Annotated in this window: 22 protein-coding genes; all 22 read right to left on the reverse strand. The window is 61.3% G+C overall.

Going from position 1 to position 24359, the window contains the following annotated elements; all coding sequences use genetic code 11:
- Nucleotides 1–107 precede the first annotated feature (107 nt).
- Entirely contained in the window at nt 108–1502 is a 1395-nt protein-coding gene (atpD, locus tag BUE39_RS06565) for a F0F1 ATP synthase subunit beta (protein WP_073427837.1), read from the reverse strand.
- A gap of 107 nt (nt 1503–1609) precedes the next feature.
- The gene (gene atpG / locus BUE39_RS06570; RefSeq protein ID WP_073427838.1) at nt 1610–2494 is read right to left on the reverse strand and encodes a F0F1 ATP synthase subunit gamma; all 885 of its coding nucleotides are present in this window, start codon (nt 2492–2494) and stop codon (nt 1610–1612) included.
- Between the two features lie 91 nt (nt 2495–2585).
- A complete protein-coding gene (gene atpA / locus BUE39_RS06575) occupies nt 2586–4127 on the reverse strand; it encodes a F0F1 ATP synthase subunit alpha (RefSeq protein ID WP_073427839.1) in 1542 nt (513 codons plus the stop codon).
- Nucleotides 4128–4185: 58 nt separating this feature from the next.
- Nucleotides 4186–4725, reverse strand: coding sequence for a F0F1 ATP synthase subunit delta (locus tag BUE39_RS06580; RefSeq protein ID WP_073427840.1), 540 nt, complete (start codon nt 4723–4725; stop codon nt 4186–4188).
- Nucleotides 4726–4727: 2 nt separating this feature from the next.
- Nucleotides 4728–5198, reverse strand: a complete 471-nt coding sequence (locus tag BUE39_RS06585) for a F0F1 ATP synthase subunit B (RefSeq protein ID WP_073427841.1) — start codon at nt 5196–5198, stop codon at nt 4728–4730.
- 139 nt (nt 5199–5337) lie between these two features.
- Nucleotides 5338–5607 (reverse strand): F0F1 ATP synthase subunit C, encoded by a 270-nt coding sequence (gene atpE / locus BUE39_RS06590; protein ID WP_007180033.1) that lies wholly within the window; start codon nt 5605–5607, stop codon nt 5338–5340.
- An 80-nt stretch (nt 5608–5687) separates the two neighbouring features.
- On the reverse strand, nt 5688–6539 hold the full coding sequence (gene atpB, locus BUE39_RS06595) for a F0F1 ATP synthase subunit A (RefSeq protein ID WP_073427842.1): 852 nt from the start codon (nt 6537–6539) through the stop codon (nt 5688–5690).
- Nucleotides 6540–6698: 159 nt separating this feature from the next.
- Nucleotides 6699–7244, reverse strand: a complete 546-nt coding sequence (locus tag BUE39_RS06600) for an ATP synthase subunit I (RefSeq protein WP_073427843.1) — start codon at nt 7242–7244, stop codon at nt 6699–6701.
- Nucleotides 7245–7733: 489 nt separating this feature from the next.
- Nucleotides 7734–8621: a ParB/RepB/Spo0J family partition protein gene (locus BUE39_RS06605; RefSeq protein WP_073427844.1), complete on the reverse strand. Its 888-nt coding sequence runs from the start codon at nt 8619–8621 to the stop codon at nt 7734–7736.
- 17 nt (nt 8622–8638) lie between these two features.
- The gene (locus tag BUE39_RS06610; RefSeq protein ID WP_073427845.1) at nt 8639–9430 is read right to left on the reverse strand and encodes a ParA family protein; all 792 of its coding nucleotides are present in this window, start codon (nt 9428–9430) and stop codon (nt 8639–8641) included.
- Between the two features lie 78 nt (nt 9431–9508).
- Nucleotides 9509–10192: a 16S rRNA (guanine(527)-N(7))-methyltransferase RsmG gene (rsmG, locus tag BUE39_RS06615; RefSeq protein ID WP_073427846.1), complete on the reverse strand. Its 684-nt coding sequence runs from the start codon at nt 10190–10192 to the stop codon at nt 9509–9511.
- On the reverse strand, nt 10189–12147 hold the full coding sequence (mnmG, locus tag BUE39_RS06620; RefSeq protein WP_073427847.1) for a tRNA uridine-5-carboxymethylaminomethyl(34) synthesis enzyme MnmG: 1959 nt from the start codon (nt 12145–12147) through the stop codon (nt 10189–10191). The genes rsmG and mnmG overlap by 4 nt, the downstream gene beginning before the upstream one ends.
- Nucleotides 12148–12320: 173 nt before the next feature.
- Entirely contained in the window at nt 12321–13073 is a 753-nt protein-coding gene (locus BUE39_RS06625; RefSeq protein WP_176035758.1) for an ABC transporter ATP-binding protein, read from the reverse strand.
- Nucleotides 13074–13084: 11 nt separating this feature from the next.
- Nucleotides 13085–14869: a branched-chain amino acid ABC transporter ATP-binding protein/permease gene (locus BUE39_RS06630; RefSeq protein ID WP_073427848.1), complete on the reverse strand. Its 1785-nt coding sequence runs from the start codon at nt 14867–14869 to the stop codon at nt 13085–13087.
- A gap of 4 nt (nt 14870–14873) precedes the next feature.
- Nucleotides 14874–15929 (reverse strand): branched-chain amino acid ABC transporter permease, encoded by a 1056-nt coding sequence (locus BUE39_RS06635; RefSeq protein WP_073427849.1) that lies wholly within the window; start codon nt 15927–15929, stop codon nt 14874–14876.
- 211 nt (nt 15930–16140) lie between these two features.
- Complete coding sequence (locus BUE39_RS06645; protein ID WP_073427851.1) at nt 16141–17301, reverse strand: ABC transporter substrate-binding protein; 1161 nt, start codon at nt 17299–17301, stop codon at nt 16141–16143.
- Between the two features lie 359 nt (nt 17302–17660).
- Nucleotides 17661–18827, reverse strand: coding sequence for an ABC transporter substrate-binding protein (locus BUE39_RS06650; protein WP_073427852.1), 1167 nt, complete (start codon nt 18825–18827; stop codon nt 17661–17663).
- A 522-nt stretch (nt 18828–19349) separates the two neighbouring features.
- Nucleotides 19350–20321, reverse strand: coding sequence for a branched-chain amino acid ABC transporter permease (locus BUE39_RS06655; RefSeq protein ID WP_073427853.1), 972 nt, complete (start codon nt 20319–20321; stop codon nt 19350–19352).
- On the reverse strand, nt 20321–21205 hold the full coding sequence (locus BUE39_RS06660) for a branched-chain amino acid ABC transporter permease (RefSeq protein ID WP_073427854.1): 885 nt from the start codon (nt 21203–21205) through the stop codon (nt 20321–20323). Before BUE39_RS06660 ends, BUE39_RS06655 begins: the two co-directional genes overlap by 1 nt.
- Nucleotides 21206–21427: 222 nt before the next feature.
- Nucleotides 21428–22642 carry an ABC transporter substrate-binding protein gene (locus tag BUE39_RS06665; protein WP_073427855.1) on the reverse strand — a complete coding sequence of 405 codons (1215 nt, stop codon included), beginning with the start codon at nt 22640–22642 and terminating at the stop codon, nt 21428–21430.
- A gap of 53 nt (nt 22643–22695) precedes the next feature.
- On the reverse strand, nt 22696–23454 hold the full coding sequence (locus BUE39_RS06670) for an ABC transporter ATP-binding protein (protein ID WP_073427856.1): 759 nt from the start codon (nt 23452–23454) through the stop codon (nt 22696–22698).
- Nucleotides 23451–24230, reverse strand: coding sequence for an ABC transporter ATP-binding protein (locus tag BUE39_RS06675; RefSeq protein ID WP_073427857.1), 780 nt, complete (start codon nt 24228–24230; stop codon nt 23451–23453). Before BUE39_RS06675 ends, BUE39_RS06670 begins: the two co-directional genes overlap by 4 nt.
- Between the last annotated feature and the right edge of the window lie 129 nt (nt 24231–24359).

Below are 24359 nucleotides of genomic sequence, written 5' to 3' on the forward strand. Positions count from 1 at the left end.
ATGTCGACTCCTGGGTTGAGCGTAGTAAGAGGCGCCGGCTTTGCGTTGCGCCACCGCGAAGGCAGCGATACGCGCGAGGCCGGCGCCCGCTTGGTTACACCCGACCTTTACTGGATCTTCTTGGCCTTTTCGAAGGCTTCGTCGATCGTGCCGACCATGTAGAACGCTTGTTCCGGCAGGTGGTCGCACTCGCCGTCGACGATCATCTTGAAGCCACGGATCGTTTCCTTCAGCGGCACGTACTTGCCCGGCGAACCCGTGAACACTTCCGCAACGTGGAACGGCTGCGACAGGAAACGCTGGATTTTACGAGCGCGCGCGACGGCGAGCTTGTCTTCCGGCGCGAGTTCGTCCATGCCCAGAATCGCGATGATGTCGCGCAGTTCCTTGTAGCGCTGCAGCGTTTGCTGCACGCCGCGCGTGATCGAGTAATGCTCTTCGCCGATCACGTTCGGGTCGATCTGACGCGAGGTCGAATCGAGCGGGTCCACAGCCGGATAGATACCCAGCGATGCGATGTCACGCGACAACACGACCGTTGCGTCGAGGTGGCCGAAAGTCGTAGCCGGCGACGGGTCGGTCAAGTCATCCGCAGGGACGTACACGGCCTGAACGGACGTGATCGAGCCGGTCTTGGTCGACGTAATACGCTCTTGCAACTTACCCATTTCTTCAGCCAGCGTCGGCTGATAGCCCACTGCCGACGGCATACGGCCGAGCAGTGCCGACACTTCCGTGCCTGCCAGCGTGAAACGGTAAATGTTGTCGACGAAGAACAGCACGTCGAGGCCTTCGTCGCGGAAGTGCTCGGCCATCGTCAGACCGGTCAGCGCGACGCGCAGACGGTTGCCCGGCGGCTCGTTCATCTGGCCGTACACCAGCGCGACCTTGTCGAGAACGTTCGAGTCCTTCATTTCATGATAGAAGTCGTTCCCTTCGCGGGTACGCTCGCCAACGCCGGCGAACACGGAGTAACCACCGTGTTCCTTCGCGATGTTGTTGATCAGTTCCATCATGTTCACGGTCTTGCCCACGCCGGCGCCGCCGAACAGACCCACCTTGCCGCCCTTCGCGAACGGGCAGATCAGGTCGATAACCTTGATGCCGGTTTCGAGCAGTTCCGTCGACGGCGACAGTTCGTCGAACGCCGGAGCCTTCTGGTGAATGCCGCGAACCACGTCCGAATTGATCGGGCCGGCTTCGTCGATCGGGCGACCCAACACGTCCATGATCCGGCCGAGGGTCGGCTTGCCGACCGGCACGCTGATCGGCTTGCCGGTGTTCTTCACCGTCGTGCCACGGCGCAGACCGTCGGATGCACCCAGACAGATGGTACGGACGACGCCGTCGCCCAGCTGTTGCTGGACTTCGAGGGTCAGTTCCGAACCTTCGAGAATGAGCGCGTCGTAAATCTTCGGCATGTCCGAACGCGGGAATTCCACGTCGATCACCGCGCCGATGCACTGTACGATCTTGCCTTCTACCAAAGCAGTAGTACTCATCGCTTTTCCTTTAGATACTCAATTCTTCACTCGCGCAAAGGCGCAGTTTCGGGGTGCCGCTCAGTTGGGCCCGCCTCACGGCGTTGGCCTGCCTGTCGTCTTGACGATCAGACCGCAGCGGCGCCACCGACGATTTCCGACAGTTCTTTCGTGATTGCGGCCTGGCGGCTCTTGTTGTACACGAGCTGCAGTTCATTGATGACCGTCTTCGCGTTATCGGAAGCGGCCTTCATCGCCACCATTCGTGCCGACTGTTCCGATGCCATGTTTTCCGCGACGGCCTGATAGACCAGCGCTTCGACATAACGCACCAGCAGTTCGTCCACCACGGCCTGCGCATCCGGCTCGTAGATGTAGTCCCACTGCGTGCTCGGCGTCGCGCCGTCTTCTTCCTTGCGCTCGAACTGGTCTGCCGACAGCGGCAGCAGTTGCTCGATCACCGGCTCCTGCTTCATCGTATTGACGAAGCGCGTGTACGCCAGGTACACCGCCGAAACCTTGCCTTCCGAGTACAGGTCGAGCTGAACCTTCACCGCGCCGATCAGCTTTTCCAGATGCGGCGTGTCGCCCAGATGCACGACATTCGACACCACCTTCGCGCGCAGACGGTTCAGGAAACCCAGACCCTTGGTGCCAATCGCGGTTGCCTCGATTGTCTTGCCCTGGCCTTCCAGTTCCTTGAACTTCTGCAGCGACGCACGCAGCACGTTGGTGTTCATGCCGCCGCACAGACCCTTGTCGGTCGTGACGAGGATGATGCCGGCCGTCTTCGCGCCCTCGTTCGACACCATGAACGGGTGACGATACTCGGGATTCGCACGGCTCATGTGTGCAGCGATATCGCGGACCTTGTCGGCGTACGGGCGAGCAGCGCGCATGCGCTCCTGAGCGCGGCGCATCTTCGATGCGGCCACCATCTCCATCGCTTTCGTGATCTTGCGCGTGTTCTGCACGCTCTTGATCTTGCCGCGAATTTCCTTCATTCCAGCCATTGCTTGCTCCTTGATCGAAGCAGCGCGGGTTCAGTTGCCTGCGGCCCGCGCCGCTTCAAGGTCCGTTTATGCCTTGCGGGTCACTCGCGGATCAATAAGCGCCGGACTTCTTGAAGTCTTTGACGGCCGTGTGCAGCAGGCCTTCGTCGTCCTTCGAGAGTTCCTTGGTGTCTTCGACGCGCTTGATCAGGTCAGCGTGGCTCGACTTCAGGTATTCGCGCAGGCCCTTTTCGAACGGCAGCACCTGTGCGACTTCCAGATCGTCGAGGTAGCCGTTGTTCGCGGCAAACAGCGAGATCGCCAGTTCCCACACTTGCAGCGGTTGATACTGCGGCTGCTTGAGCAGTTCCGTCACGCGGCGGCCGCGCTCCAGTTGCTTACGGGTGGCTTCGTCGAGGTCCGAGGCGAACTGCGCGAACGCAGCCAGTTCACGATACTGCGCGAGGTCGGTACGGATACCGCCCGACAGCTTCTTCACGACCTTGGTTTGAGCTGCACCACCGACGCGCGACACCGACACGCCGGCGTTGATCGCCGGGCGGATACCTGCGTTGAAAAGATCGGTTTCCAGGAAGATCTGGCCGTCGGTAATCGAAATCACGTTCGTCGGAACGAACGCCGTCACGTCACCTGCTTGCGTTTCGATGACCGGCAACGCCGTCAGCGAACCGCTCTTGCCCTTCACTTCGCCGTTGGTGAACTTCTCGACATACTCTTCCGAGACGCGAGCAGCACGCTCCAGCAGACGCGAGTGCAGGTAGAACACGTCGCCCGGATAAGCTTCACGACCCGGCGGGCGGCGCAGCAACAGCGAGATCTGGCGGTATGCCCAAGCTTGCTTGGTCAAGTCGTCGTAGACGATCAGCGCGTCCTGGCCGCGATCGCGGAAGTATTCGCCCATCGTGCAGCCCGCATAAGGCGCGAGGTATTGCATCGCAGCCGATTCCGAAGCCGAAGCTGCCACGACGATCGTGTATTCCAGCGCGCCGGTTTCTTCCAGCTTACGCACCACGTTCATGATCGACGAAGCCTTCTGGCCGATCGCGACGTAGATACAGAAGAGATTCTTGCCCTTCTGGTTGATGATCGCATCGACTGCGACCGCGGTCTTGCCGCACTGGCGGTCGCCGATGATCAGCTCGCGCTGGCCACGGCCAACCGGCACCATCGCGTCGATCGATTTCAGCCCGGTTTGGACCGGCTCGGAAACCGACTTACGCCAGATCACGCCCGGCGCGATCTTTTCGATTGCGTCAGTTTTCTTTGCATTGATCGGGCCCTTGCCGTCGATGGGATTGCCGAGTGCGTCGACCACGCGGCCGAGCAGTTCCGGACCCACCGGCACTTCCAGAATGCGGCCCGTCGTCTTGACGATGTCGCCTTCCGAAATGTGTTCGTATTCACCCAGAATCACGGCGCCGACCGAGTCGCGCTCGAGGTTCAGTGCGAGACCGAACGTGTTGCCCGGGAATTCGAGCATCTCGCCCTGCATCACTTCCGACAGGCCGTGAATACGCACGATGCCGTCGGTCACGGAGATCACAGTGCCCTGGTTGCGAACGTCCGCGCTCGCTTCAAGACCCTGGATCCGGCTCTTGATCAGCTCGCTGATCTCAGAGGGATTGAGTTGCATTATTCGCTCCTGATAGTCAATTCTGTTGCGTGCCAGCCGCTTCAGCGCAAGAGGCGCTTCAGGCCGTCAGAGCCGTTTGCATGCTGGCAAGCCGCGCGCGGACCGAGGTATCGAGCACTTCGTCGCCAACCGTCACGCGCACGCCGCCAATCAGCGACGAGTCGACTTCGACCGTCGGCTTCAGCTTGCGCTTGAACTTGCGTTCGAGACTTGCGACGAGGTCGTTCAACTGCGCGCCTTCGAGCGGGAATGCGCTGACGATCAGCACATCTGCCGCCCCTTCGCGGGCGTTCTTCAACTCTTCGAACTGCACGGCGATTTCCGGCAGCAATTGCAAGCGATGGTTATCGACCAGCATTTGCACCAGGTTCTTCGCTTGCGCGTTGTCCTTGAGCGGCGACTTGACCGCGGCCAGCAGCAGTTCGCTGACCTGGGCGCGGCTCACTTTCGGGCTCGAGGCGATCGACAGCACTTCGGGCAGACGCGCAACCTGTGCCAGCTCCTGCACGAGCGTGGACCAGGCGGCGATGTCACCAGCTTCGGCCACGCCAAACAGCGCTTCTGCGTACGGACGGGCGATGGTTGCAAGTTCGGCCATGATCAGAGCTCGGCTTTCAGTTGATTCAGCAGGTCAGCGTGAGCTGCCTGGTCGACTTCACGCTTCAGGATCTGTTCAGCGCCCTTCACAGCCAATGCGGCGACTTCACCGCGCAGCGTTTCGCGCGCCTTGACGACTTGCTGTTCCGCGTCGGCCTTCGCTTGCGCGATGATGCGGGCTGCTTCGGCTTGTGCTTGCGTCTTGATTTCGTCAGCGACTGCCACAGCGCGCTTTTCTGCGTCAGCAATACGTTGCTGACCGTCGTTGCGTGCCTGAGCCAGTTCCTGGTCGACGCGCTTGTGAGCGGCTTCGAGTTCAGCCTTGCCCTTTTCAGCGGCAGACAAACCGTCAGCAATCTTCTTTGAGCGCTCGTCGAGGGCATTGATCAGCGGCGGCCACACGAACTTCATCGTGAACCACGCGAGGATCAGGAACACGACCATTTGCGCAAACAGGGTTGCGTTGAGATTCACGGTGTTTCCTTAAACGTTGCTAGTTCGGAAAAGTGAAACGGCAAGGCGCTCATCGATTCTGTCTTCGATCAGCGCCCAAGTGCCCGTTCCGCCCTGCGCCTTCACCAGTTATAGCTCAGGCGCAAACTTCCGAGGAACCTTAGCCTGCCAGCTTCGACAGCAGCGGGTTCGCGAACGCAAACAGCATTGCCACACCAACGCCAATCAGGAACGCCGCATCGATCAGACCAGCCAGCAGGAACATCTTGGTTTGCAGCGGGTTCATCAGTTCCGGCTGGCGTGCACATGCTTCGATGTACTTGCCGCCCATCAGGCCGATACCGATACAGGCGCCGATTGCACCCAGGCCGATGATGATGCCGATACCGATGGCGGTCAGACCCTGGATGTTGGCGATGAAAGCTTGCATGATCACTCCTTTGTGAAAAGTCTTTTAGAACTGGTTGGAACTGGATTTGAAAACTGCGATTCTTTGGTCGACAGCGCGGGTTAGTGCGTGTCGTGTGCCTGGCCGATGTACACCAGCGTCAGCATCATGAAAATGAACGCCTGCAGCAGCACGATCAGGATGTGGAAGATGGCCCACACGCTGCCGGCGATCACGTGGCCGATGAAGCCAAGCACCGTCGTGTCCGCGCCGAAGCTCCAGATGCTGCCGAGCAGGGCAATCAGCAGGAACAACAGTTCGCCCGCGTACATGTTGCCGAACAGCCGCATGCCGAGCGAGACCGTCTTCGCGACGAACTCGATGATGTTCAGTGCAAGGTTCGGGATCCACAGCAGCGGATGCGCGCCGAACGGGGCGGACAGCAGTTCGTGCACGAAGCCGCCGGCGCCCTTGATCTTGAAGTTGTAGTAAATCATCAGCGCGAAGACACCGAGGGCGATGCCGAGCGTACCGTTCAGATCGGCGGTCGGCACGATGCGGTGATGCGAGATGACGCCGGAGAGGCCCAGCCAGTCGATCACGTGGCCCGGCAGGTCGACAGGGATAAAGTCGAGGGCGTTCATCAGCGCGACCCACACGAACACGGTCAACGCCAGCGGCGCGATGAAGGTGCGCGTGCCGTGGATCATCGACTTCGATTGATCCTCGACCATTTCGACCAGCATTTCAACTGCGCACTGGAATCGGCCCGGCACGCCGGACGTCGCCTTGCGGGCAGCGAAATGCAGAATCAAGATGGTGGCCAGACCGCAAACGATCGACCAGAAAAGGGTGTCCAGATTCCACACGTGGATGTCGAAAATCGACGTCTGGTGTCCGGTGGAAAAGTTCTGCAAGTGGTGCGCGATGTACTCGGACGGATCCATTGCGCGCGTGCCTTCGCTAGCTGCCATATCGTTAAAGCCACCCAAATTGTCGAAAATCGTCTTAGGCCGTTCCCGCGGCGATGCTCTCTTGCGGAAACGCGCCGGGTGCGGATCGTACCGTATCCGCACGCCTTACCAGCGCTGCGCGCCGGCCTGAATTTTTTGCTGCTACCTTGTTGCCGCGAACTAGCGCCAGGCGAGGGCGATCCAGTACGTCTTGAGCGCGATGAGGTAGGTCACGAGCAGCGGCACCCAGCGTACGTCGTGATACCAGAAGGCGATGGCCACAAACATCGCGATCGTTGTCCCCATCTTGAGCGCTTCGCCGATCATCCAGCTCATCACTGTTTCCGCGCCGCTCAACGTTCTCAGTCGTGCCGCGAACAACGCGCCCGGCAACCAGCAGATCGCTCCTCCCAGGAACGCGGACAGCGCAGCAGCGCCCGGCGGCTTGTAAAACAGCCACCACACCAGCGTAGCAACCAGGGACAAAACCATTTGCGCTGCCACAACCTTAAACGGCGTAACGCGCGACGGACGACTCACATTGGGACCAAACAGCTTCTCAGCCTCGGCCCGCGTGAGCGGAACGATATTGTTATCTTGTTGCTCGACATCCCACGCGTCGTCAGGTGCAACGTGCGGACCGGTGGACGCATCGGAAGCGGCGCGTTCAGCGCGGTGTTCGTCGTGCCCATTCTTCGGCGCTTGATTCGACGCTTTGACCGCCATCGCAGTGTTCCGAAAGTCTTGTTCCAGCCCGCGAGCTTTCGCTGCGCTTACGGGGTTGCCGTGCAATTAAATCCGGGCGATTGTAAGCGATAGTTGCAGGCAATTCAAGACTTTAGGCCGTTCAATAACCGGTATGAAAACGCTGCTCACGATGCGGGAACCACCTTCCGATGCATGAAAATACGGTGAATGTAAGGCGGCTTGGGGGACAATCAAATATACGCATTGAATCCGGCGCGCCTGCACTCATCGACAGGCGGCGCAGGCGCGGCGACAGACGTCTCTGAAATGCAACAGGCAGTGATTTTCGTCGCCTTGGGTGGACATCTGAGAAGTCGTCGCGGTGAAGGTATAGACGCGCACATTTCTCACAGTTCAACGATTCCGAACATCGGGCGCCGAATCAATTAGGAATCCAGCCGATCCCGCAGTCGCACTCCAGATCCGTCAACATCGTTCGATACTCAGATTCAGCGCACGTCACCCTGCTTACGCCGTGGCATTACCACGCAAGCGGATAAGAATGCCTTCCAGTGCGTCAAGGTCACCGAAATCCACCAGCACCTGCCCTCGACCACGTCGGCCGAGCTTGATCTTTACCGTTGCCGCGAGCAGGTCCGACAGTTCCTCTTCGAGTCGCCGCGTATCGCGGCCGCCATCGGGATTAGCGCGCGCCTTGACCGCCGGCGCCGCTTTGGTGGTCGACGTCACCAGCTTTTCGGTTTCGCGCACCGACATGCGCTTATTGACGACCTGATTGGCGAGCGTGATCTGCGTCGCGGCGTCGACAGCCAGTAATGCGCGAGCATGCCCCATGTCGAGGTCGCCGGCCAACAACATGGTCTGCACCGGCGTTGCGAGGTTGAGCAGGCGCAGCAGGTTTGACACCGCACTACGCGACCGACCGACCGACTCCGCCGCCTGCTCGTGCGTAAAGTTGAACTCATCGAGCAAGCGCTGAATGCCCTGCGCTTCTTCGAGCGGATTCAGATCCTCGCGCTGAATGTTCTCGATCAGCGCCATCGCCGCAGCGGCCTGGTCAGGCACGTCCTTCACCAGCACAGGCACTTCGTCGAGGCCCGCAAGGCGCGCCGCACGGAAACGACGCTCCCCGGCGATGATCTCGTACTTGTCCGCCGATACGGGGCGCACCAGGATCGGCTGCATCAGCCCCTGGGCACGGATGCTGGCCGCGAGCTCCTGCAATGCGCCCTCGTCCATGCGCGTGCGCGGCTGATACTTACCCGCCTGCAACTTGCTGAGCGGCAGCACGTGCGGCGCACCTTCGATCGTCACGGCCTCTGTAATGTCCGCACTGCCGCCAAGCAGCGCTTCCAGCCCGCGGCCCAGCCCCTTCTTTCTTGCTACTGCATTCATCGTGCTTCCTCGATCCCTTAGGACGCCTGGGGCGCGTTATTCAGTGCCCGCACCCGCTCAATCATTTCCGCGCCGAACTGCACATACGCCTGCGCGCCGCGCGACGCCTTGTCGAATACGACGCCCGGCAATCCATAGCTGGGCGCCTCGGCGAGACGAACATTGCGCGGGATCACCACATCGAATACCTTGTCGCCGAAATGCTCTTTCAGTTGATCCGAAACCTGCTGTTGCAAAGTGATGCGCGGATCGAACATCACGCGCAGCAGGCCGATCACCTTCAGGTCACGGTTCAGATTGGCGTGTACCTGCTTGATCGTGTTGACCAGATCCGACAAACCTTCGAGCGCGAAGTACTCGCATTGCATTGGAATGACGACGCCGTGTGCGGCGCACAGCCCGTTGAGCGTGAGCAGCGACAAAGCCGGCGGACAATCGATCAGCACGAAATCATATTCGCTCTCGACCGCGGCAAGCGCGAGCTTCAGTTGACGCTCGCGGTTCTGGACGCTGACCAGCTCGACCTCCGCTCCGGCCAGTTCGCGGTTCGCGGGCAGTACGTCATAGTCGACGGCTTCCGGCCGCACTCGCGCGTCGCTCACCGCCACGCCATCCACGAGCACCTCGTAGACGGTGTTCGCACACGCGCCCTTGTCGATGCCGCTGCCCATCGTGGCGTTGCCTTGCGGGTCCAGATCGATGAGAAGGACTCGCTGTTCCTGCGCTGCCAGGCTCGCGGCCAGATTGACTGCGGTCGTCGTCTTGCCGACGCCGCCTTTCTGGTTCGCAACGCAGAAGATTTTTGCCATCGTTGGAGTGTCCCTTTTGCTGCCTGGATGAAATAAAAAGCGCTATTGGTATCGGACGCGTGAGGCTAGCGGCGGTCGTCAGTTCCCGGCGTCCACGACAACCTTGATCAGATGCCGTTCGGCGTCCAGCGCCGGCACATTCAGCCGAATGATCTGTTCCACGTGGGCGCCCGCCGGCAAGCGTTCGATCTCATCGTCGGGACGCTGCCCTTTCATCGCCCAGATTGCACCGTGCTCGGCAACCAGATGACGGGCCAGTGTAACGAAATCCGTGAGCTCTGCGAATGCGCGCGAGACGATTACGTCGAACTTCGCCGGAACTTCGGCGCCCGGCCGCAGTGTTTCCACGCGGCCAGTCACCACCGAGAGATTCGCCAAGCCGAGTTCGGCCTTGGCCTGAGCCTGAAAAGCCGTCTTCTTATGAACGATGTCATTCACAGTGACGGTCCATTCAGGCAAAACTATCGCCAGCACGATACCCGGCAGACCACCGCCGGAACCCACGTCGAGCGCCGAGGACGGACCGCGCGGCGCCAGGTGCGGCACGATCGAGAGCGAATCCAGAATGTGCTGAATCAGCATTTGCCGCGGATCACGAATCGCCGTCAGGTTGTAGACGGCGTTCCACTTCGACAGCAAGGCGACGTAATCGAGCAGCTTGCCGAGTTGGGCGTCGCTCAGATCGAGGCCGAGTTCGCGCGCACCATCCGTCAGCAACGGCGCCAACGCTTCCCTACCGCCTCCCTTCTGGCTCACGGTCATTGCGTCACCGGCGTAGCGTCGGTGTCAGGCGCAGCCGGTTTCGCCGGACGGCGTCCCAAACCGCGCTTCAAATGCACCATCAGCAACGAGATCGCCGCCGGCGTGATGCCCGAAATGCGCGACGCCTGTCCAATGGTCTCGGGGCGGAACTGCGTCAGCTTCTGGCGCGCCTCGAACGACAGCCCGCGGACTTCGGCGTAATCCAGGCCGTCCGGCAACCTCGTGCTTTCGTGCGCCTCATTGCGCTCGATTTCACCGGCCTGGCGGTCGATATAGCCCTGATACTTAATGCCGATCTCGATCTGTTCCTTGATCTGAGCGCGCAGCACGTCGTCTTCGGCCAATAGGTCGGGCGCTGCGCATGTGCCTGTGCGCAAAGCGCAAACGCCGTCGTAGCTGATCCCCGGGCGACGCAGTAGATCGGCCAAGCTGTACTCGTGATCGATCGGCTTGCCGAGCAATGCCGTCGCTTCCTCCGCAGGTAACGTCTTAGGATTGACCCACGTTGTGCGGAGCCGCTCTGTTTCACGTGAAACCGCGTCGCGCTTACCGCTGAATGCGCTCCACCGGATATCGTCGACGACGCCGAGCTCGCGCCCGATTTCAGTCAGGCGCATATCGGCGTTGTCTTCACGCAAACTCAGACGATATTCCGCGCGGCTCGTGAACATCCGGTACGGCTCGGAGACGCCACGGGTCACGAGATCGTCGACCAACACGCCGAGATACGCCTGGTCGCGGCGAGGACACCAGGCTTCCTTGCCCTGCACGTGCAATCCGGCGTTGATGCCCGCGAGCAAACCTTGCGCGGCAGCTTCCTCGTAGCCGGTCGTGCCGTTGATTTGACCCGCAAAGAACAACCCGTCGATCACTTTCGTTTCCAGCGAGGCCTTGAGTCCTCGCGGGTCGAAATAGTCATATTCGATCGCGTAGCCTGGCCGCAGGATATGCGCGTGCTCCAAACCGCGCATCGACCGCACCAGTTCCAGTTGTACGTCGAACGGAAGGCTCGTGGAAATGCCGTTCGGATAGAACTCGTTCGTCGTCAGCCCTTCTGGTTCAAGGAAAATCTGGTGCGATTCCTTCGTCGCGAAGCGATGGATCTTGTCCTCGATGGATGGGCAATAGCGCGGCCCCACTCCCTCGATGACGCCCGTGTACATGGGCGAGCGGTCGAGCCCGCCGCGGATGATGTCGTGCGTACGCTCATTGGTGTGCGTGACCCAGCACGGCACTTGCCGCGGATGCTGCTCAACGCGCCCGAGAAACGAGAACACGGGCACCGGATCCAGGTCGCCCGGCTGTTCTTCGAGCTTGGAAAAATCGATCGTGCGTCCGTCGATGCGCGGCGGCGTCCCGGTCTTGAGCCGGCCTTGCGGCAGCTTCAATTCCTTGAGTCGCGCGGACAAGGACACCGCAGCGGGGTCACCGGCACGGCCGCCGGTATAGTTGTTTAACCCGACATGAATCTTGCCGTCGAGGAACGTCCCGGCCGTCAAGACCACTGCGCGCGAGCGAAAACGAATGCCCACCTGCGTAACCGCGCCGACTACTCGGTCGCCCTCGACCATCAAATCGTCGACGGCTTGCTGGAATAGCCATAAGTTCGGCTGATTCTCCAGGCGATGCCGGATTGCCTGCTTATAGAGCAGACGGTCTGCCTGAGCGCGCGTCGCGCGAACGGCCGGCCCCTTCGACGAATTGAGGATGCGGAACTGGATGCCGCCCTCGTCCGTCGCGGCCGCCATTGCACCGCCTAGCGCATCGACTTCCTTCACGAGATGGCCCTTGCCGATGCCGCCAATCGACGGATTGCAACTCATCTGTCCGAGGGTCTCGATGTTGTGCGTCAGCAGCAGCGTCGTATTGCCCATGCGCGCCGAAGCCAATGCAGCCTCGGTGCCGGCATGACCACCTCCGACGACGATTACGTCAAATTCTGTGGGAAAAAGCATGGCGGATCTCACGCCAGATCGTCGCGTGAGCCTTTAAAGGAAATGTATCGACGAATTATAACGGGTTCGGTTTAGGCCCGAATTTCGTCCGAACGGCCAATCAATAAAAAAGCGGCATGTTTCACGTGAAACACGCCGCTTCGAACAGCGAGAAAACGATGATGCGACCGACGCTAAGCCACTTTCTTAGCCAGCCCCAGATAGGTCTCGATCACCCGCGGATTCTGCGCAAGATCAGCCGCCGGACCTTCGAGCGCCAGCTCGCCCGTTTCAAGCACATAGCCATAATCGGAGATTTGCAGCGCTGCCCGGGCGTTCTGTTCGATCAACAGTGTGGCGACGCCCGTCTGGCGCAGCGCGCTAATGATGTGAAAAATCTCTTTCACGATCAACGGCGCGAGACCTAAACTCGGCTCGTCCAACATCAGTAGATCGGGCTTCCCCATCAGCGCTCGTCCTACCGCGAGCATTTGCCGCTCGCCCCCGGACAACGTCCCTGCCGCCTGCTTGCGGCGTTCCTTCAGCCGAGGAAACAGCGTAAAGACCGGCTCCAACTGGTCGAGGAAGTTACGCTCACCCGCGCGCTTGCGTCGATAAGCCCCGAGCACGAGGTTGTCCTCGACCGTCATCGACGCAAACAGCTCACGCTTTTCTGGCACGAGACACATGCCGCGCGCGACCCGCTTTTCAACCGGCACCGCGCTGACGTCTTCGCCCTGATACAGAATGGTGCCCTTCGCATGGCCCGTGGTCGGCAACGCGCCCATGATTGCATTCAGCAACGTAGACTTGCCCGCGCCGTTCGGCCCAATCACCGAGACGATCTGTCCAGCCCCCACTTTGATCGCCGCGCCGTGCAGTGCCTCAACCTTGCCATACCGGACCGACAAACCGGTCACGTCGAGAATCGGTGCAGCGGCATTCATCATGCTCTCCATCATTCCACCCCGCCGAGATACGCTTCGAGTACCGCCGGGTCCTGCTGTACCTCCAGCGGCAAACCTTCCGCGATACGCGTGCCGAACTCCATCACCACCAGCCGATCGGTGAGATTCATCACGAAATCCATGTCGTGTTCGACCAGCAGCACGCTCATGCCTTCAGCCTTGAGTCGGCGCAACAGATCAGCCAGTTGCAGCTTCTCCTGATATCGCAGACCTGCCGCCGGCTCATCCAGCAGCAGCAAGGTCGGATCGCAGCACAGCGCACGGGCGATTTCGAGAATCCGCTGCTGGCCCAACGCCAGACTGCCGGCCTCGTCGTACATGTGCTGCTCGAGTCCGACGCGGCGAATCTGGCGCGCGGCTTCAGCCATCAGCCGCGCTTCTTCCGCGCTGTTCAGGCGGGCGATGCTACGCCATACGCCGGCCTGTCCACGCAGATGCGCGCCAATCGCCACGTTCTCGAGCACGGTCATGCCCGGCAAGAGTTTGACGTGCTGAAACGTGCGGCCGATTCCGCGCTTGACGATTTCACGTGAATTCAGTGAATCAATGCGTTCGCCGCGGAAAGTAATCTCTCCACTGGTCGCTTGCAACACGCCGGTAACCAGATTGAACGTGGTCGACTTGCCCGCGCCGTTCGGACCGATCAGGCCGATGATCTGCCCTGCTTTCACCTCGAAGCTGACGTCGTTCACCGCCACGAGCCCGCCGAACTGCTTACGCGCCTTATTCACCGTCAGCAGACTTTCTCCCTCGACCGGCTTGCTGCGCTGCGGCAAGGGCTCAGCGTGATCCGGCAGATGCGCGCGTGGCCCGCGCGGGAAGAAACGTGCGACGAACGGCCATACGCCTTGGCGGGCGTATTGCAACAACAGCACCATCAAGATGCCGAATACGATTACTTCGAAGTTCCCGTTCTCCCCGAGCAACCTGGGCAGCAGCGTTTGAAGATAGTCTTGCAACACGGTCAGGATCGCCGCGCCGAGCACCGCGCCCCAAACATGCGACACGCCCCCCACCACCGCCATGAACAGAAACTCGATGCCGTGATTCAAGCCGAACGGCGTGGGATTCACCGCACGTTGAAGGTGGGCGTAGAGAAAGCCCGAAATCGACGCCAGCACAGCGGCATAGACGAAAATCACCACGCGCATCCAGCCTGTATTCACGCCCATGGCTTCGGCCATCATGCCGCCGCCGCGTAGCGCGCGGATCGCTCGGCCGGGCCGGCTATTAAGCAGATTTTGAACAGACACTACCGCGCCGAGCACCACCAGCCAGATCAGGTAATAGATATGGCGCCCCGATTCCAGGTTGATGCCAAAAACATTTAGCACCGGAATCCCGTTGATGCCGTCGTACTTGCCGAGCATTTCAAGATTGCCGAACAGATAGAACAGCGCGAGTCCCCATGCGATCGTGCCGAGCGGCAGAAAGTGACCGGAGAGGCGCATCGTCACGAGACCTAGCATCAGCGCGATCAAGGCGGTCACGATCACGCCGGCGATCAGCGCGAGCCACGGCGACACGCCGAACCGCGTCGTGAGATAGGCGGTCGCGTAGGCGCCGATACCGACGAACGCTGCCTGCCCGAAGCTCGTCATCCCACCAATGCCGGTCAGCAGGACAAGCCCGATCGCCACGATCGAGTACAAGCCGATGTAGTTGAGCAGCGTCACCCAGTACTCGGGCACATGGATCGGCTGCGGCAGCACCGGCAGCGCGAACAGCACGATCAGGAACAGCCAGAAGAACTTGTTTTGCATGATCCGTTTCATCGCGTCACTCCTCGTCTTCTTCGGCGTGCGGGCTGGCTAGACTGCGCCACAGCAGCACCGGGATGATCAGCGTGAACACGATCACTTCCTTGTACGCGCTCGCCCAGAACGACGAATACGACTCCAGCAGGCCGACCAGGATCGAGCCCGCCGCCGCCAGCGGATAGCTGACGAGGCCGCCGATAATCGCGCCCACGAAGCCCTTCAAACCGATCAGGAAGCCAGAGTCGTAATAAATGGTGGTCAGCGGTGCGACGAGAATGCCGCACAGCGCGCCGAGCCCTGCCGCGAGCGTGAACGCGAGGCGTCCCGCCTGCGTCGTGCCGATGCCGACGAGCCGCGCGCCGAGCCGGTTCACCGACGTGGCGCGCAACGCCTTGCCCGAGATCGAGCGGTCGAAATACAGGTAAAGCGCGCCGATCAATACCACCGCCGTGCCCACCACCCACAGGCTTTGCCCGGAGATCGAAAGGCTGCCGGCAGTGAAGGTCGCATCGGAAAACGCCGTGGTGCGCGAGCCTTCGGCGCCGAACATCACGAGCCCCAGGCCGACCATCGCGAAGTGCACCGCCACCGCCACGATGAGCAGCAACAACGTGGTCGCCTCCGCGATCGGCTCATACGCGAGCCGGTAGACGAACGGGCCCATCGGAATCACGATCAGTAGCGTCAATGCGATCTGCACGATCATCGGCAGAGGCTGAAGGAAAACGCCGCGCGTGAGCGCGTATACCGCGATCGGAAACAGCAGGTATTTGCCGACCAGCGTCACCAGCGTGCGTGCCGCATGCCGGCGCCGCTCGGGATGCCGCACCAACCCCGCCGTCTCGACGACGAAGCACGCAGCGCCCATCGCCATCAGCAGCCAGCAGGTGGCGGGAAATTTTTGTGTCTGCAAGGCGGCGAGTGTCAACGCGCCGTATGAAACAAACTCCCCCTGCGGGATGAAGATCACCCGCGTCACGGAGAACACCAGCACCAGCGCGAGCGCGAGCAGCGCGTAGATCGCGCCGGTGGTGATGCCGTCCTGCGCGAGGATCGCCGCAATTGATAGATCCATCTTCCTCGTCCTGAAGCGTCGAAATCGAAACCGGGAAACAATCGTGGCGGCAGCGGCAGAACTCGCAGCCGCGGCCGTCAGGCTGTCATGCCTGAAAAGGCGACCGCCGCGCCGGAACACGGCGCGGCGGTCGTTGCCATTGTCATCGAACAGAATGGCAATGCGGCGTCACAGGCCGCACATTGCGCGAGAGGCGCGTGCCGTTTTGTCGTTAGTCGTTCTGCAGCTTCCACTTGCCGTCGACGATCTGCACGATCACGCGTGCGCGCTTGTCGAGGCCGTTGTGGTCGGTCGTGGTCATGTTCATGATGCCGTGCGAGACCGGCAGCTCCTTGATGTTTTCGAGCGCGCCGCGCAGTGCCACGCGGAATGCCTCCGTGCCCGGTTGCGCGGTTTTCAGCGCTTCGGGAATCGCACGTTGCAGCATCTGGCCGGCGTCCCATGCGTGACCGCCGAAGGTCGCGACCGAACCTGCGCCATAGGCCTTCTCGTACGCAGCCTTATAGGCCAGCGAGGACTTCTTCACCGCATTCGAGTCCGGCAGTTGATCGGCAACGAGGATCGGACCAGCCGGCAGGATTTCGCCTTCGCAGTCCTTGCCGCACACGCGCAGGAAATCGTTGTTCGCGACGCCGTGCGTCTGATAGACCTTGCCCTTGTAGCCGCGCTCCTTGAGCGTCTTGGCCGGCAGCGCCGACGGCGTGCCCGAGCCCGCGATCAGCACCGCGTCGGGATTCGCGCCCATCGTCTTCAACACCTGGCCGGTAACTGAAGCGTCCGTGCGGTTGAATCGCTCGTTGGAAACGACCTTCAGATTGTGCGCGTTGGCCGCGGCGGTAAACACGTTGTTCCAGCTATCGCCGTAGGCATCCGCGAAGCCGATGAAGCCCACCGTCTTCACGCCGTGATGCTCCATGTAATCGGCAATCGCATCGGCCATCAGGCTGTCGTTTTGCGGCGGCTTGAAGGCCCATGCGCGCTTCGCGTCCATCGGCGAAATGATCGCGGCCGAGGCCGCCAGCGAGATCATCGGCGTCTTGCCTTCAGCCACCGCGTCGAGCATGGCCAGCGAATTCGGCGTGACGGTCGAGCCGACGATCGCGTCGACGTGGTCTTCGTCGATCAGCTTGCGCGTGTTCTGCACGGCCTTGCCGGTGTCCGATGCGTCATCGAGGATGATGTACTGCACGGTCTTGCCGCCGATCTCTTTCGGCAGCAGAGCGATCGTATTCTTTTCAGGAATTCCCAGCGACGCAGCCGGCCCCGTGGTGGACAGCGTCACGCCGATTTTCACCTGCGCGTAGGCCGCGCCCGCGCCGCACATCAATGCCATCGCGATGCTGGTGCATACCCACTGCTTTGTCTTTTTCATTGCAAGTCTCCGAACGCTTTGAAGCGCGTATCCGTAATCCGGCTCACCGGCCGGGTGTCTGAATCTAGTTATCGGGTCCAGGCATGCCAAGCATGGTTTTCCCTGCCGAGCATGAATGCCTTCGCCGCTCTCGTGCCACTCCCCTGCTGCGAACTGCTGCTGCGATTTCTATTCCGGACAAACCACTAACATGCTAGTGATATTGCGTTCTGCATCGGTCACGGTCAATAGACTGCAGCCCGAATGCGGGTTTGTCCTGAACCCGTGCGACCCCACCTTTCGCGTTGCGCGTGCAATAAAAAAGACGCGTCAACTGCACGCGTCTTTTTTAGGTGGGCTCCGTTTCGATTCGCCTTCGCTCAGTCGCCGGACAGCTTCCACTTGCCGCCGACGATCTCCACCATCACGCGTGCCCGCTGGTCGAGGCCGGCATGATCGTGCGCGCTCATGTTGAAGATGCCGTGCGCGGCGGGCGCGTCTTTCGTGCCTTCGAGCGCCGCGCGCAGCGCCTCGCGGAACGCGGGTGTGCCCGGCTGCCCCTTCTTCAACGCGAGAGGAATCGCGCGTTGCAAGAGCAAGCCCGCATCCCACGCGTGACCGCCGAATGTCGACACCGAGCCCGCGCCGTACGCGGCTTCATACGCGCGCTTGTAGGTGAGCGAGCTTTTCTTCACAGGGTTGGAGTCGGGCAATTGCTCGGCGACGAGCAGCGGGCCGGCGGGCAGATACGTGCCCTCGCAATCCTTGCCGCACACGCGCAGGAAGTCGTTATTGGCGACGCCATGCGTCTGATAATACTTGCCCTTGTAGCCACGCTCCCTGAGCGTTTTTTGCGGCAGCGCGGCCGGTGTGCCCGCGCCGGCGATCAGCACCGCGTCCGGATTCTGCGACATGATCTTCAGCACCTGGCCGGTCACCGACGCGTCGTTGCGCGCAAAGCGCTCGTTAGCGACGACCTTGATCTTCGCGAGATCCGCAGCCTTGCCGAATTCCTTGAACCAGCTCTCGCCATAGGCGTCCGCAAAGCCGATGAACGCGACCGTCTTCACACCGTGATTCGCCATGTGCTGCGCGATCGCGGTGGCCATCAGAATGTCGTTTTGCGGCGTCTTGAAGACCCACGCGCGCTTTGCATCCATCGGTTCGACGATGCTCGCCGCGGCGGCCATGGAAATCATCGGCGTGGTGCTTTCAGCGGCGACGTCGATCATCGCCAGCGAGTTCGGCACGACGGTCGAGCCGATGAGCGCATCCACGTGATCTTCGCTGGTGAGCTTGCGCGCGTTCTTGACGGCCTGGGTCGAATCCGTGGCGTCGTCGAGCACGATGTAGTCGATTTTCTGCCCCGCCACTTCCTTGGGCAGCAGCGCAATCGTGTTCTTTTCCGGAATACCGAGTGATGCGGCGGGCCCCGTTGCCGATACCGTTACGCCGATTTTCACGTCTGCGAACGCATGGCCGCTCCATGCCGCGCAAACTCCCGTGGCGACCCATGCCGCGCTGATCCATCGCAATGCCGACTTCATCCCGCTCCTCTATCTACCCCGTTATTCATTCGAGTTTAAATCCGCGGATTTAAACCCCGACCCAGCGGTCGGCGAATCGCGAGTGTAGCGGAGCAAAGCCGCACGCTCAAGCGTTTTACGGGCTTTACGCAGGCGAAACAGGAAGGGCTTCGGCGAATAAAAAGATCGCCGAATGAGTGGACGATTCGAATCGCGCATAAACGAAAAGACAAATAAAAAGCGCTGTTGGATATCAATCCAACAGCGCTTTCGTCTGGGCACTGAGTGCCTCATTGTCTCCTCGTTCTCCACCTGCAAATTTCGTGGTGCGTCAGAACTGCATGAAGGTTAAACGAGCACCTAGCATGCAACAACTAGCAATTACCCTAGTGGTGCAGTGCGGCACCGATTTGGGGCGGGTCTGCGCAAAGCTCGTCGCCCATGCCTTACGAGCATGCGATGCCGCAGCATTGCCGTCACCGCTTTCGACGGACGCGCCTATATCGGATCCCAAAGCAACGACGTGCTTTGCTTTGCCTCGCTTCAAGCCCGCAACGGCCGCACCCGCGCGATGATCTCGCCGACAATGCCGCGCCGGAACGCCAGCACGCAGGCGATAAAAATCACGCCGGTCACGATGGTCACCGACTCGCCCAGCGAGCGGAACCATTCGATGCCCGTCGTGGCAGCCAGCGTGCCGCCGATATCGCCGAGCCGGTCCTCGAGCGCGACGATCAGCGCCGCGCCGAGCAGCGGCCCGAAGAGCGTGCCCATGCCGCCGACGAGCGTCATCAGCACGACGAGACCCGACATGGTCCAGTAGGCGTCGCTCAGCGTCTCGAAGCCTTGCACCAGCACCTTCAGAGAACCCGCGAGGCCCGCGAGCCCCGCCGACAGAATGAACGCGAGCAGCTTGAAGCGATCGGTGTCATAGCCGAGCGATACCGCGCGCGGCTCGTTCTCCTTGATCGCCACCAGCACTTGCCCGAACGGCGAATGCACGATCCGCACGATCAGCAGGAACGCGAGCACCATCACGGTCAACACGACGAAATACAAGGTGCCGTCGGACGACAGATCCAGCAAGCCGAACAATTTGCCGCGCGGCACGCCTTGCAGTCCGTCCTCGCCGTGCGTGAAGGGCGCCTGCAGGAACACGAAGTAGACCATCTGCGCGAGCGCCAGCGTCACCATCGCGAAGTAGATGCCCTGACGGCGAATCGCGAAGATACCGACGATGAGGCCGAGCAAGGTCGCCGCCGCGGTGCCAGCGAATACGCCCAGCTCCGGCGAGAAGCCGAGCGTCTGCATCGCATAGCCGGTGACGTAGCCCGCCGAGGCGAGAAACATCGCGTGGCCGAACGACAGCAGGCCGGTGTAGCCGATCAACAGATTGAACGCCGCCGCGAACAGCGCGAAACACATCACCTTCATCACGAAGAGCGGATAGATGCCGAGCACGGGCACCGCGAGGAGCGCGACCAGCAGCAGGCCGTAGAGCACTTTTCTCTGCATCATTTTTCCTTGCCGAAGAGACCCGCCGGGCGCACCAGCAGCACGAGCGCCATGATCACGAAGACGACGGTCGCCGACGCCTCGGGGTAAAACACGCGCGTCAGCCCTTCGATCACGCCGAGCATCAGGCCGGTCAGAATCGAGCCCATGATCGAACCCATGCCGCCGATCACGACCACCGCGAACACGGTGATGATCATCGGCTGGCCCATTAGCGGCGAGACCTGGATCACGGGCGCCGCGAGCACGCCGGCGAACGCGGCCAGCGCGACGCCGAAGCCGTAGGTGAGCGTGATCATCAGCGGCACGTTGATGCCGAACGCTTCCACCAGTTTCGGGTTCTCGGTGCCCGCGCGCAAATAGGCGCCGAGGCGCGTCTTCTCGATCACGAACCACGTCGCGAAGCACACGATGAGCGAGGCCACCACCACCCAGGCACGATAGTTCGGCAGGAACATGAAGCCGAGATTGGTCGCGCCGGAGAGCGCCGAGGGCACGTCGTAAGGCTGGCCCGACGACCCGTAGATCGAGCGGAACACGCCTTCCACGACGAGCGTGAGGCCGAACGTCAGCAGCAGGCCGTAAAGATGGTCGAGCTTGTAGAGCCAGCGCAGCATCGAGCGCTCGATCGCCACGCCGAATAGCCCGACGATCAGCGGCGCCAGCACCAGCATCAGCCAATATGGCAGGCCGAAATACGAAAAGCCCATCCACGCGAGCATCGCGCCGAGCATGAACAACGCGCCATGCGCGAAGTTGATCACATTGAGCAAGCCGAAGATCACCGCCAGGCCGAGGCTGAGAATCGCATAGAACGAGCCGTTCACGAGCCCCAGCAGCAGCTGGCTCAGCATCGCCGGTAGCGGAATGCCAAAGATGTCCATTGAAGCCTTAACCCATCGCCAAGGTGAGATCGGCTGACGCACGATCCGGCCGGCGCGCGATCGGCAAGCACATCGCCAAACGCACGCGGCATGTGAAACGGTTTACCGCCTGCCTGCTTGTCCGCACGGCGCTCGCCTCGCCGCTCGACGTCGACTAACGTGCGAGCGCGCGGCAAGACGCCGGGCAGGCCGCCTTCAGGCTTTCAGGCGCTCAGTCCGCGCTTATTTCCACAGCGCGCAGCGCGTTTCAGCCTTGGTGGTAAACGCCTGCTCGCCGGGGATCGTCGCGGCGATCTTGTAGTAGTCCCACGGCTCTTTCGATTCAGCCGGCGTCTTCACCTGCATCAGGTACATGTCGTGGATCATGCTGCCGTCCTGACGGATGTAGCCCTTCGCGTAGAAGTCGTCGACCTTCGCCTTCTTCAGTTGCGCCATGACCTTCTCGGAGTCGGTCGAGCCGACGGCCTGCACGGCCTTCAGGTAGGTCATGGCCGCCGAGTAGTCGGCGGCCTGCAGGCTCGACGGCATCTTCCGCATCTTGTCGAAGTAACGCTGCGCCCACTTGCGCGTTGTCGCGTCCTTGTTCCAGTACCAGCTATCCGTCAGCACGAGGCCCTGGGTCGTTTCGAGCCCCAGGCTGTGGATGTCGTTGATGAACACCAGCAACGCGGCGAGCTTCATCGTCTTGGTGACGCCGAATTCCTTGGCGGCCTTGATCGAATTGATCGTGTCGCCGCCTGCGTTGGCAAGGCCCAGAATCTGCGCCTTCGACGATTGCGCCTGCAGCAGGAACGACGAGAAGTCCGACGCCGACAGCGGATGCCGCACTTCGCCCAGCACCTGGCCGCCGTTTGCCTTCACCACGTCCGCGGTGTTCTTTTCGAGCGCCTTGCCGAACGCGTAGTCGGCGGTCAGGAAGTACCACGTCTTGCCGCCCTGCTTCGTCACCGCGGAGCCGGTGCCCTTGGCGAGCGCGGTGGTGTCGTACGCATAGTGGATCGTGTACGGCGTGCATTGCTCGTTGGTCAGCGTGTCGGCGCCCGCGCCGATGCTGATATAGACCTTGTGCTTCTCGTTGGCCACCGTGTTCATCGACAAGGCGGTTGCCGAGTTCGTGCCGCCGATCAGCAGATCGACGCCTTCGCGATCGAACCACTCGCGTGCGCGCGACGCCGCGATATCCGCCTTGTTCTGGTGATCGGCGTAGACCACCGTGATCGGCTTGCCGTTGACCTTGCCGCCGAAGTCCGCCACCGCCATGCGAATCGCCTCGAGGCCGCCCGGGCCGTCGATGTCCGCGTACAGGCCGGACATGTCGGTAACGAAACCGATCTTCACCGCATCATCAGCCGCTTGCGCGGTGCCCATCGTCGAAGCGGCGCCGGCGGCGACCGCGAAACAGAGTGTGGCAAGCCGCGCGAGTGGGTTCTTTTTCATTCCTGTCTCCTGGGTTCTTCGCTTGTGGTTATCAGAGGCAATCAGGCGTGTTTCTACACGCCTAGTAAGTCATGCAGCACCGGCATCTTGCTTTCGAGTTCACTCGCCCCGAAGTGCTCGACAATCGCGCCGTGCTCCATCACATAGAAGCGATCGGCAAGTGGTGCCGCAAAACGGAAATTCTGTTCGACCATCACGACCGTATAGCCGCGCGCCTTGAGCGTGATGATCATGCGCGCGAGCGCCTGCACGATGACAGGCGCGAGCCCTTCCGAGATTTCGTCGAGCAGCAGCAGGCTCGCGCCGGTGCGCAGAATGCGCGCGACCGCCAGCATCTGCTGTTCGCCGCCCGAGAGCCGCGTGCCCTGGCTCATGCGGCGTTCCTGCAGATTCGGGAACATCGAATAGATTTCCTCGAGCGACATCATGTGCGCCTTGTCGCCGACGGGCGGCGGCAACAGCAGATTCTCCTCGCACGATAGACTCGAAAAAATACCGCGCTCTTCCGGGCAATAACCGATGCCGCAATGCGCGATGCGATGCGTGGGCAAGTTGATGGTTTCGCGTCCGCCGATGCGGATCGAACCCGTGCGCCGCCCGGTCAGCCCCATGATGGCGCGTAATGTCGTGGTGCGTCCCGCGCCATTGCGGCCAAGCAGCGTGACGACTTCGCCGCGGTTCACCGTCAGATCGACGCCGTGCAGGATATGGGATTCCCCGTACCACGCCTGCAAACCCGTGATCTCCAGCGCAGGCGCGGCGCCGCCCGTGTCGCTCACTTCGAGGCTTTCGCGCTCGGCAATCGTATTCATGCGTGGGCTCCGGCGAGCGCCGCGTCGGCGCTGCCCATGTAGGCTTGCATCACGAGCGGATTCTTGGACACTTCGGCGTAGCTGCCTTCGGCCAGCACCTCACCCCGTTGCAGCACGGTGATCGTGTCGGAGATGCCGGCGATCACGTTCATGTTGTGCTCGACCATCAGAATCGTGCGACCGCTCGATACTTTTTTGATCAGCGCCGTGACGCGATCGACGTCTTCGTGGCCCATGCCTTGCGTCGGTTCGTCGAGCAGCATCAGTTCAGGCTCCATCGCGAGGGTGGTGGCGATTTCCAGCGCGCGCTTGCGGCCGTATGAAAGTTCGACGGTCAACACATCGGCGAAATCGGTCAAGCCGACCTGCGTGAGCAGATCCATGGCGCGATCGTCGAGCTGGCGCAGCGTGCGCTCGCTCCTCCAGAAATGAAACGCGGTGCCGAGCGAGCGCTGCAAACCGATCCGCACATTCTGCAATGCCGTCAGATGCGGAAATACAGCGGAAATCTGGAATGACCGGATGATGCCGCGGCGCGCGATTTGCGCGGGACGCTCACCGGTAATGTCAATGCCGTTAAAGACGATCTGACCCGCGGTGGGTTCGAGAAACTTGGTGAGCAGATTGAAACAGGTGGTTTTGCCTGCCCCATTGGGCCCGATCAGCGCGTGAATCGAGCCGCGCCGAACGCGCAGGTTCACCCCGTTCACGGCGATGAAGCCTTTGAACTCGCGGGTAAGCCCCCGCGTTTCGAGAATCGTATCGCCGAGAATCATGTTCCCTTCCGTGACGGAGTAAGGCGAAGCACTACGATCTTCCGCGCGAATCCTTGCGCGACTTTTTTATATGGCGGCACCCCATGCCGCTCATTGGCGTGCTGCACCAATCGGGACGGTAATCCAAAG

The sequence above is a fragment of the Paraburkholderia terricola genome (genome assembly GCF_900142195.1).
Taxonomy (GTDB): domain Bacteria; phylum Pseudomonadota; class Gammaproteobacteria; order Burkholderiales; family Burkholderiaceae; genus Paraburkholderia; species Paraburkholderia terricola.

Bases quoted from the DNA above. Each gene is read 5' to 3' on its own strand.
- atpD (WP_073427837.1), bottom strand. From the start codon at position 1,502: ATGAGTACTACTGCTTTGGTAGAAGGCAAGATCGTACAGTGCATCGGC.
- atpG (WP_073427838.1), bottom strand. From the start codon at position 2,494: ATGGCTGGAATGAAGGAAATTCGCGGCAAGATCAAGAGCGTGCAGAAC.
- atpA (WP_073427839.1), bottom strand. From the start codon at position 4,127: ATGCAACTCAATCCCTCTGAGATCAGCGAGCTGATCAAGAGCCGGATC.
- BUE39_RS06580 (WP_073427840.1), bottom strand. From the start codon at position 4,725: ATGGCCGAACTTGCAACCATCGCCCGTCCGTACGCAGAAGCGCTGTTT.
- atpE (WP_007180033.1), bottom strand. From the start codon at position 5,607: ATGCAAGCTTTCATCGCCAACATCCAGGGTCTGACCGCCATCGGTATC.
- atpB (WP_073427842.1), bottom strand. From the start codon at position 6,539: ATGGCAGCTAGCGAAGGCACGCGCGCAATGGATCCGTCCGAGTACATC.
- BUE39_RS06600 (WP_073427843.1), bottom strand. From the start codon at position 7,244: ATGGCGGTCAAAGCGTCGAATCAAGCGCCGAAGAATGGGCACGACGAA.
- BUE39_RS06605 (WP_073427844.1), bottom strand. From the start codon at position 8,621: ATGAATGCAGTAGCAAGAAAGAAGGGGCTGGGCCGCGGGCTGGAAGCG.
- BUE39_RS06610 (WP_073427845.1), bottom strand. From the start codon at position 9,430: ATGGCAAAAATCTTCTGCGTTGCGAACCAGAAAGGCGGCGTCGGCAAG.
- rsmG (WP_073427846.1), bottom strand. From the start codon at position 10,192: ATGACCGTGAGCCAGAAGGGAGGCGGTAGGGAAGCGTTGGCGCCGTTG.
- mnmG (WP_073427847.1), bottom strand. From the start codon at position 12,147: ATGCTTTTTCCCACAGAATTTGACGTAATCGTCGTCGGAGGTGGTCAT.
- BUE39_RS06625 (WP_176035758.1), bottom strand. From the start codon at position 13,073: ATGAATGCCGCTGCACCGATTCTCGACGTGACCGGTTTGTCGGTCCGG.
- BUE39_RS06630 (WP_073427848.1), bottom strand. From the start codon at position 14,869: ATGAAACGGATCATGCAAAACAAGTTCTTCTGGCTGTTCCTGATCGTG.
- BUE39_RS06635 (WP_073427849.1), bottom strand. From the start codon at position 15,929: ATGGATCTATCAATTGCGGCGATCCTCGCGCAGGACGGCATCACCACC.
- BUE39_RS06645 (WP_073427851.1), bottom strand. From the start codon at position 17,301: ATGAAAAAGACAAAGCAGTGGGTATGCACCAGCATCGCGATGGCATTG.
- BUE39_RS06650 (WP_073427852.1), bottom strand. From the start codon at position 18,827: ATGAAGTCGGCATTGCGATGGATCAGCGCGGCATGGGTCGCCACGGGA.
- BUE39_RS06655 (WP_073427853.1), bottom strand. From the start codon at position 20,321: ATGCAGAGAAAAGTGCTCTACGGCCTGCTGCTGGTCGCGCTCCTCGCG.
- BUE39_RS06660 (WP_073427854.1), bottom strand. From the start codon at position 21,205: ATGGACATCTTTGGCATTCCGCTACCGGCGATGCTGAGCCAGCTGCTG.
- BUE39_RS06665 (WP_073427855.1), bottom strand. From the start codon at position 22,642: ATGAAAAAGAACCCACTCGCGCGGCTTGCCACACTCTGTTTCGCGGTC.
- BUE39_RS06670 (WP_073427856.1), bottom strand. From the start codon at position 23,454: ATGAATACGATTGCCGAGCGCGAAAGCCTCGAAGTGAGCGACACGGGC.
- BUE39_RS06675 (WP_073427857.1), bottom strand. From the start codon at position 24,230: ATGATTCTCGGCGATACGATTCTCGAAACGCGGGGGCTTACCCGCGAG.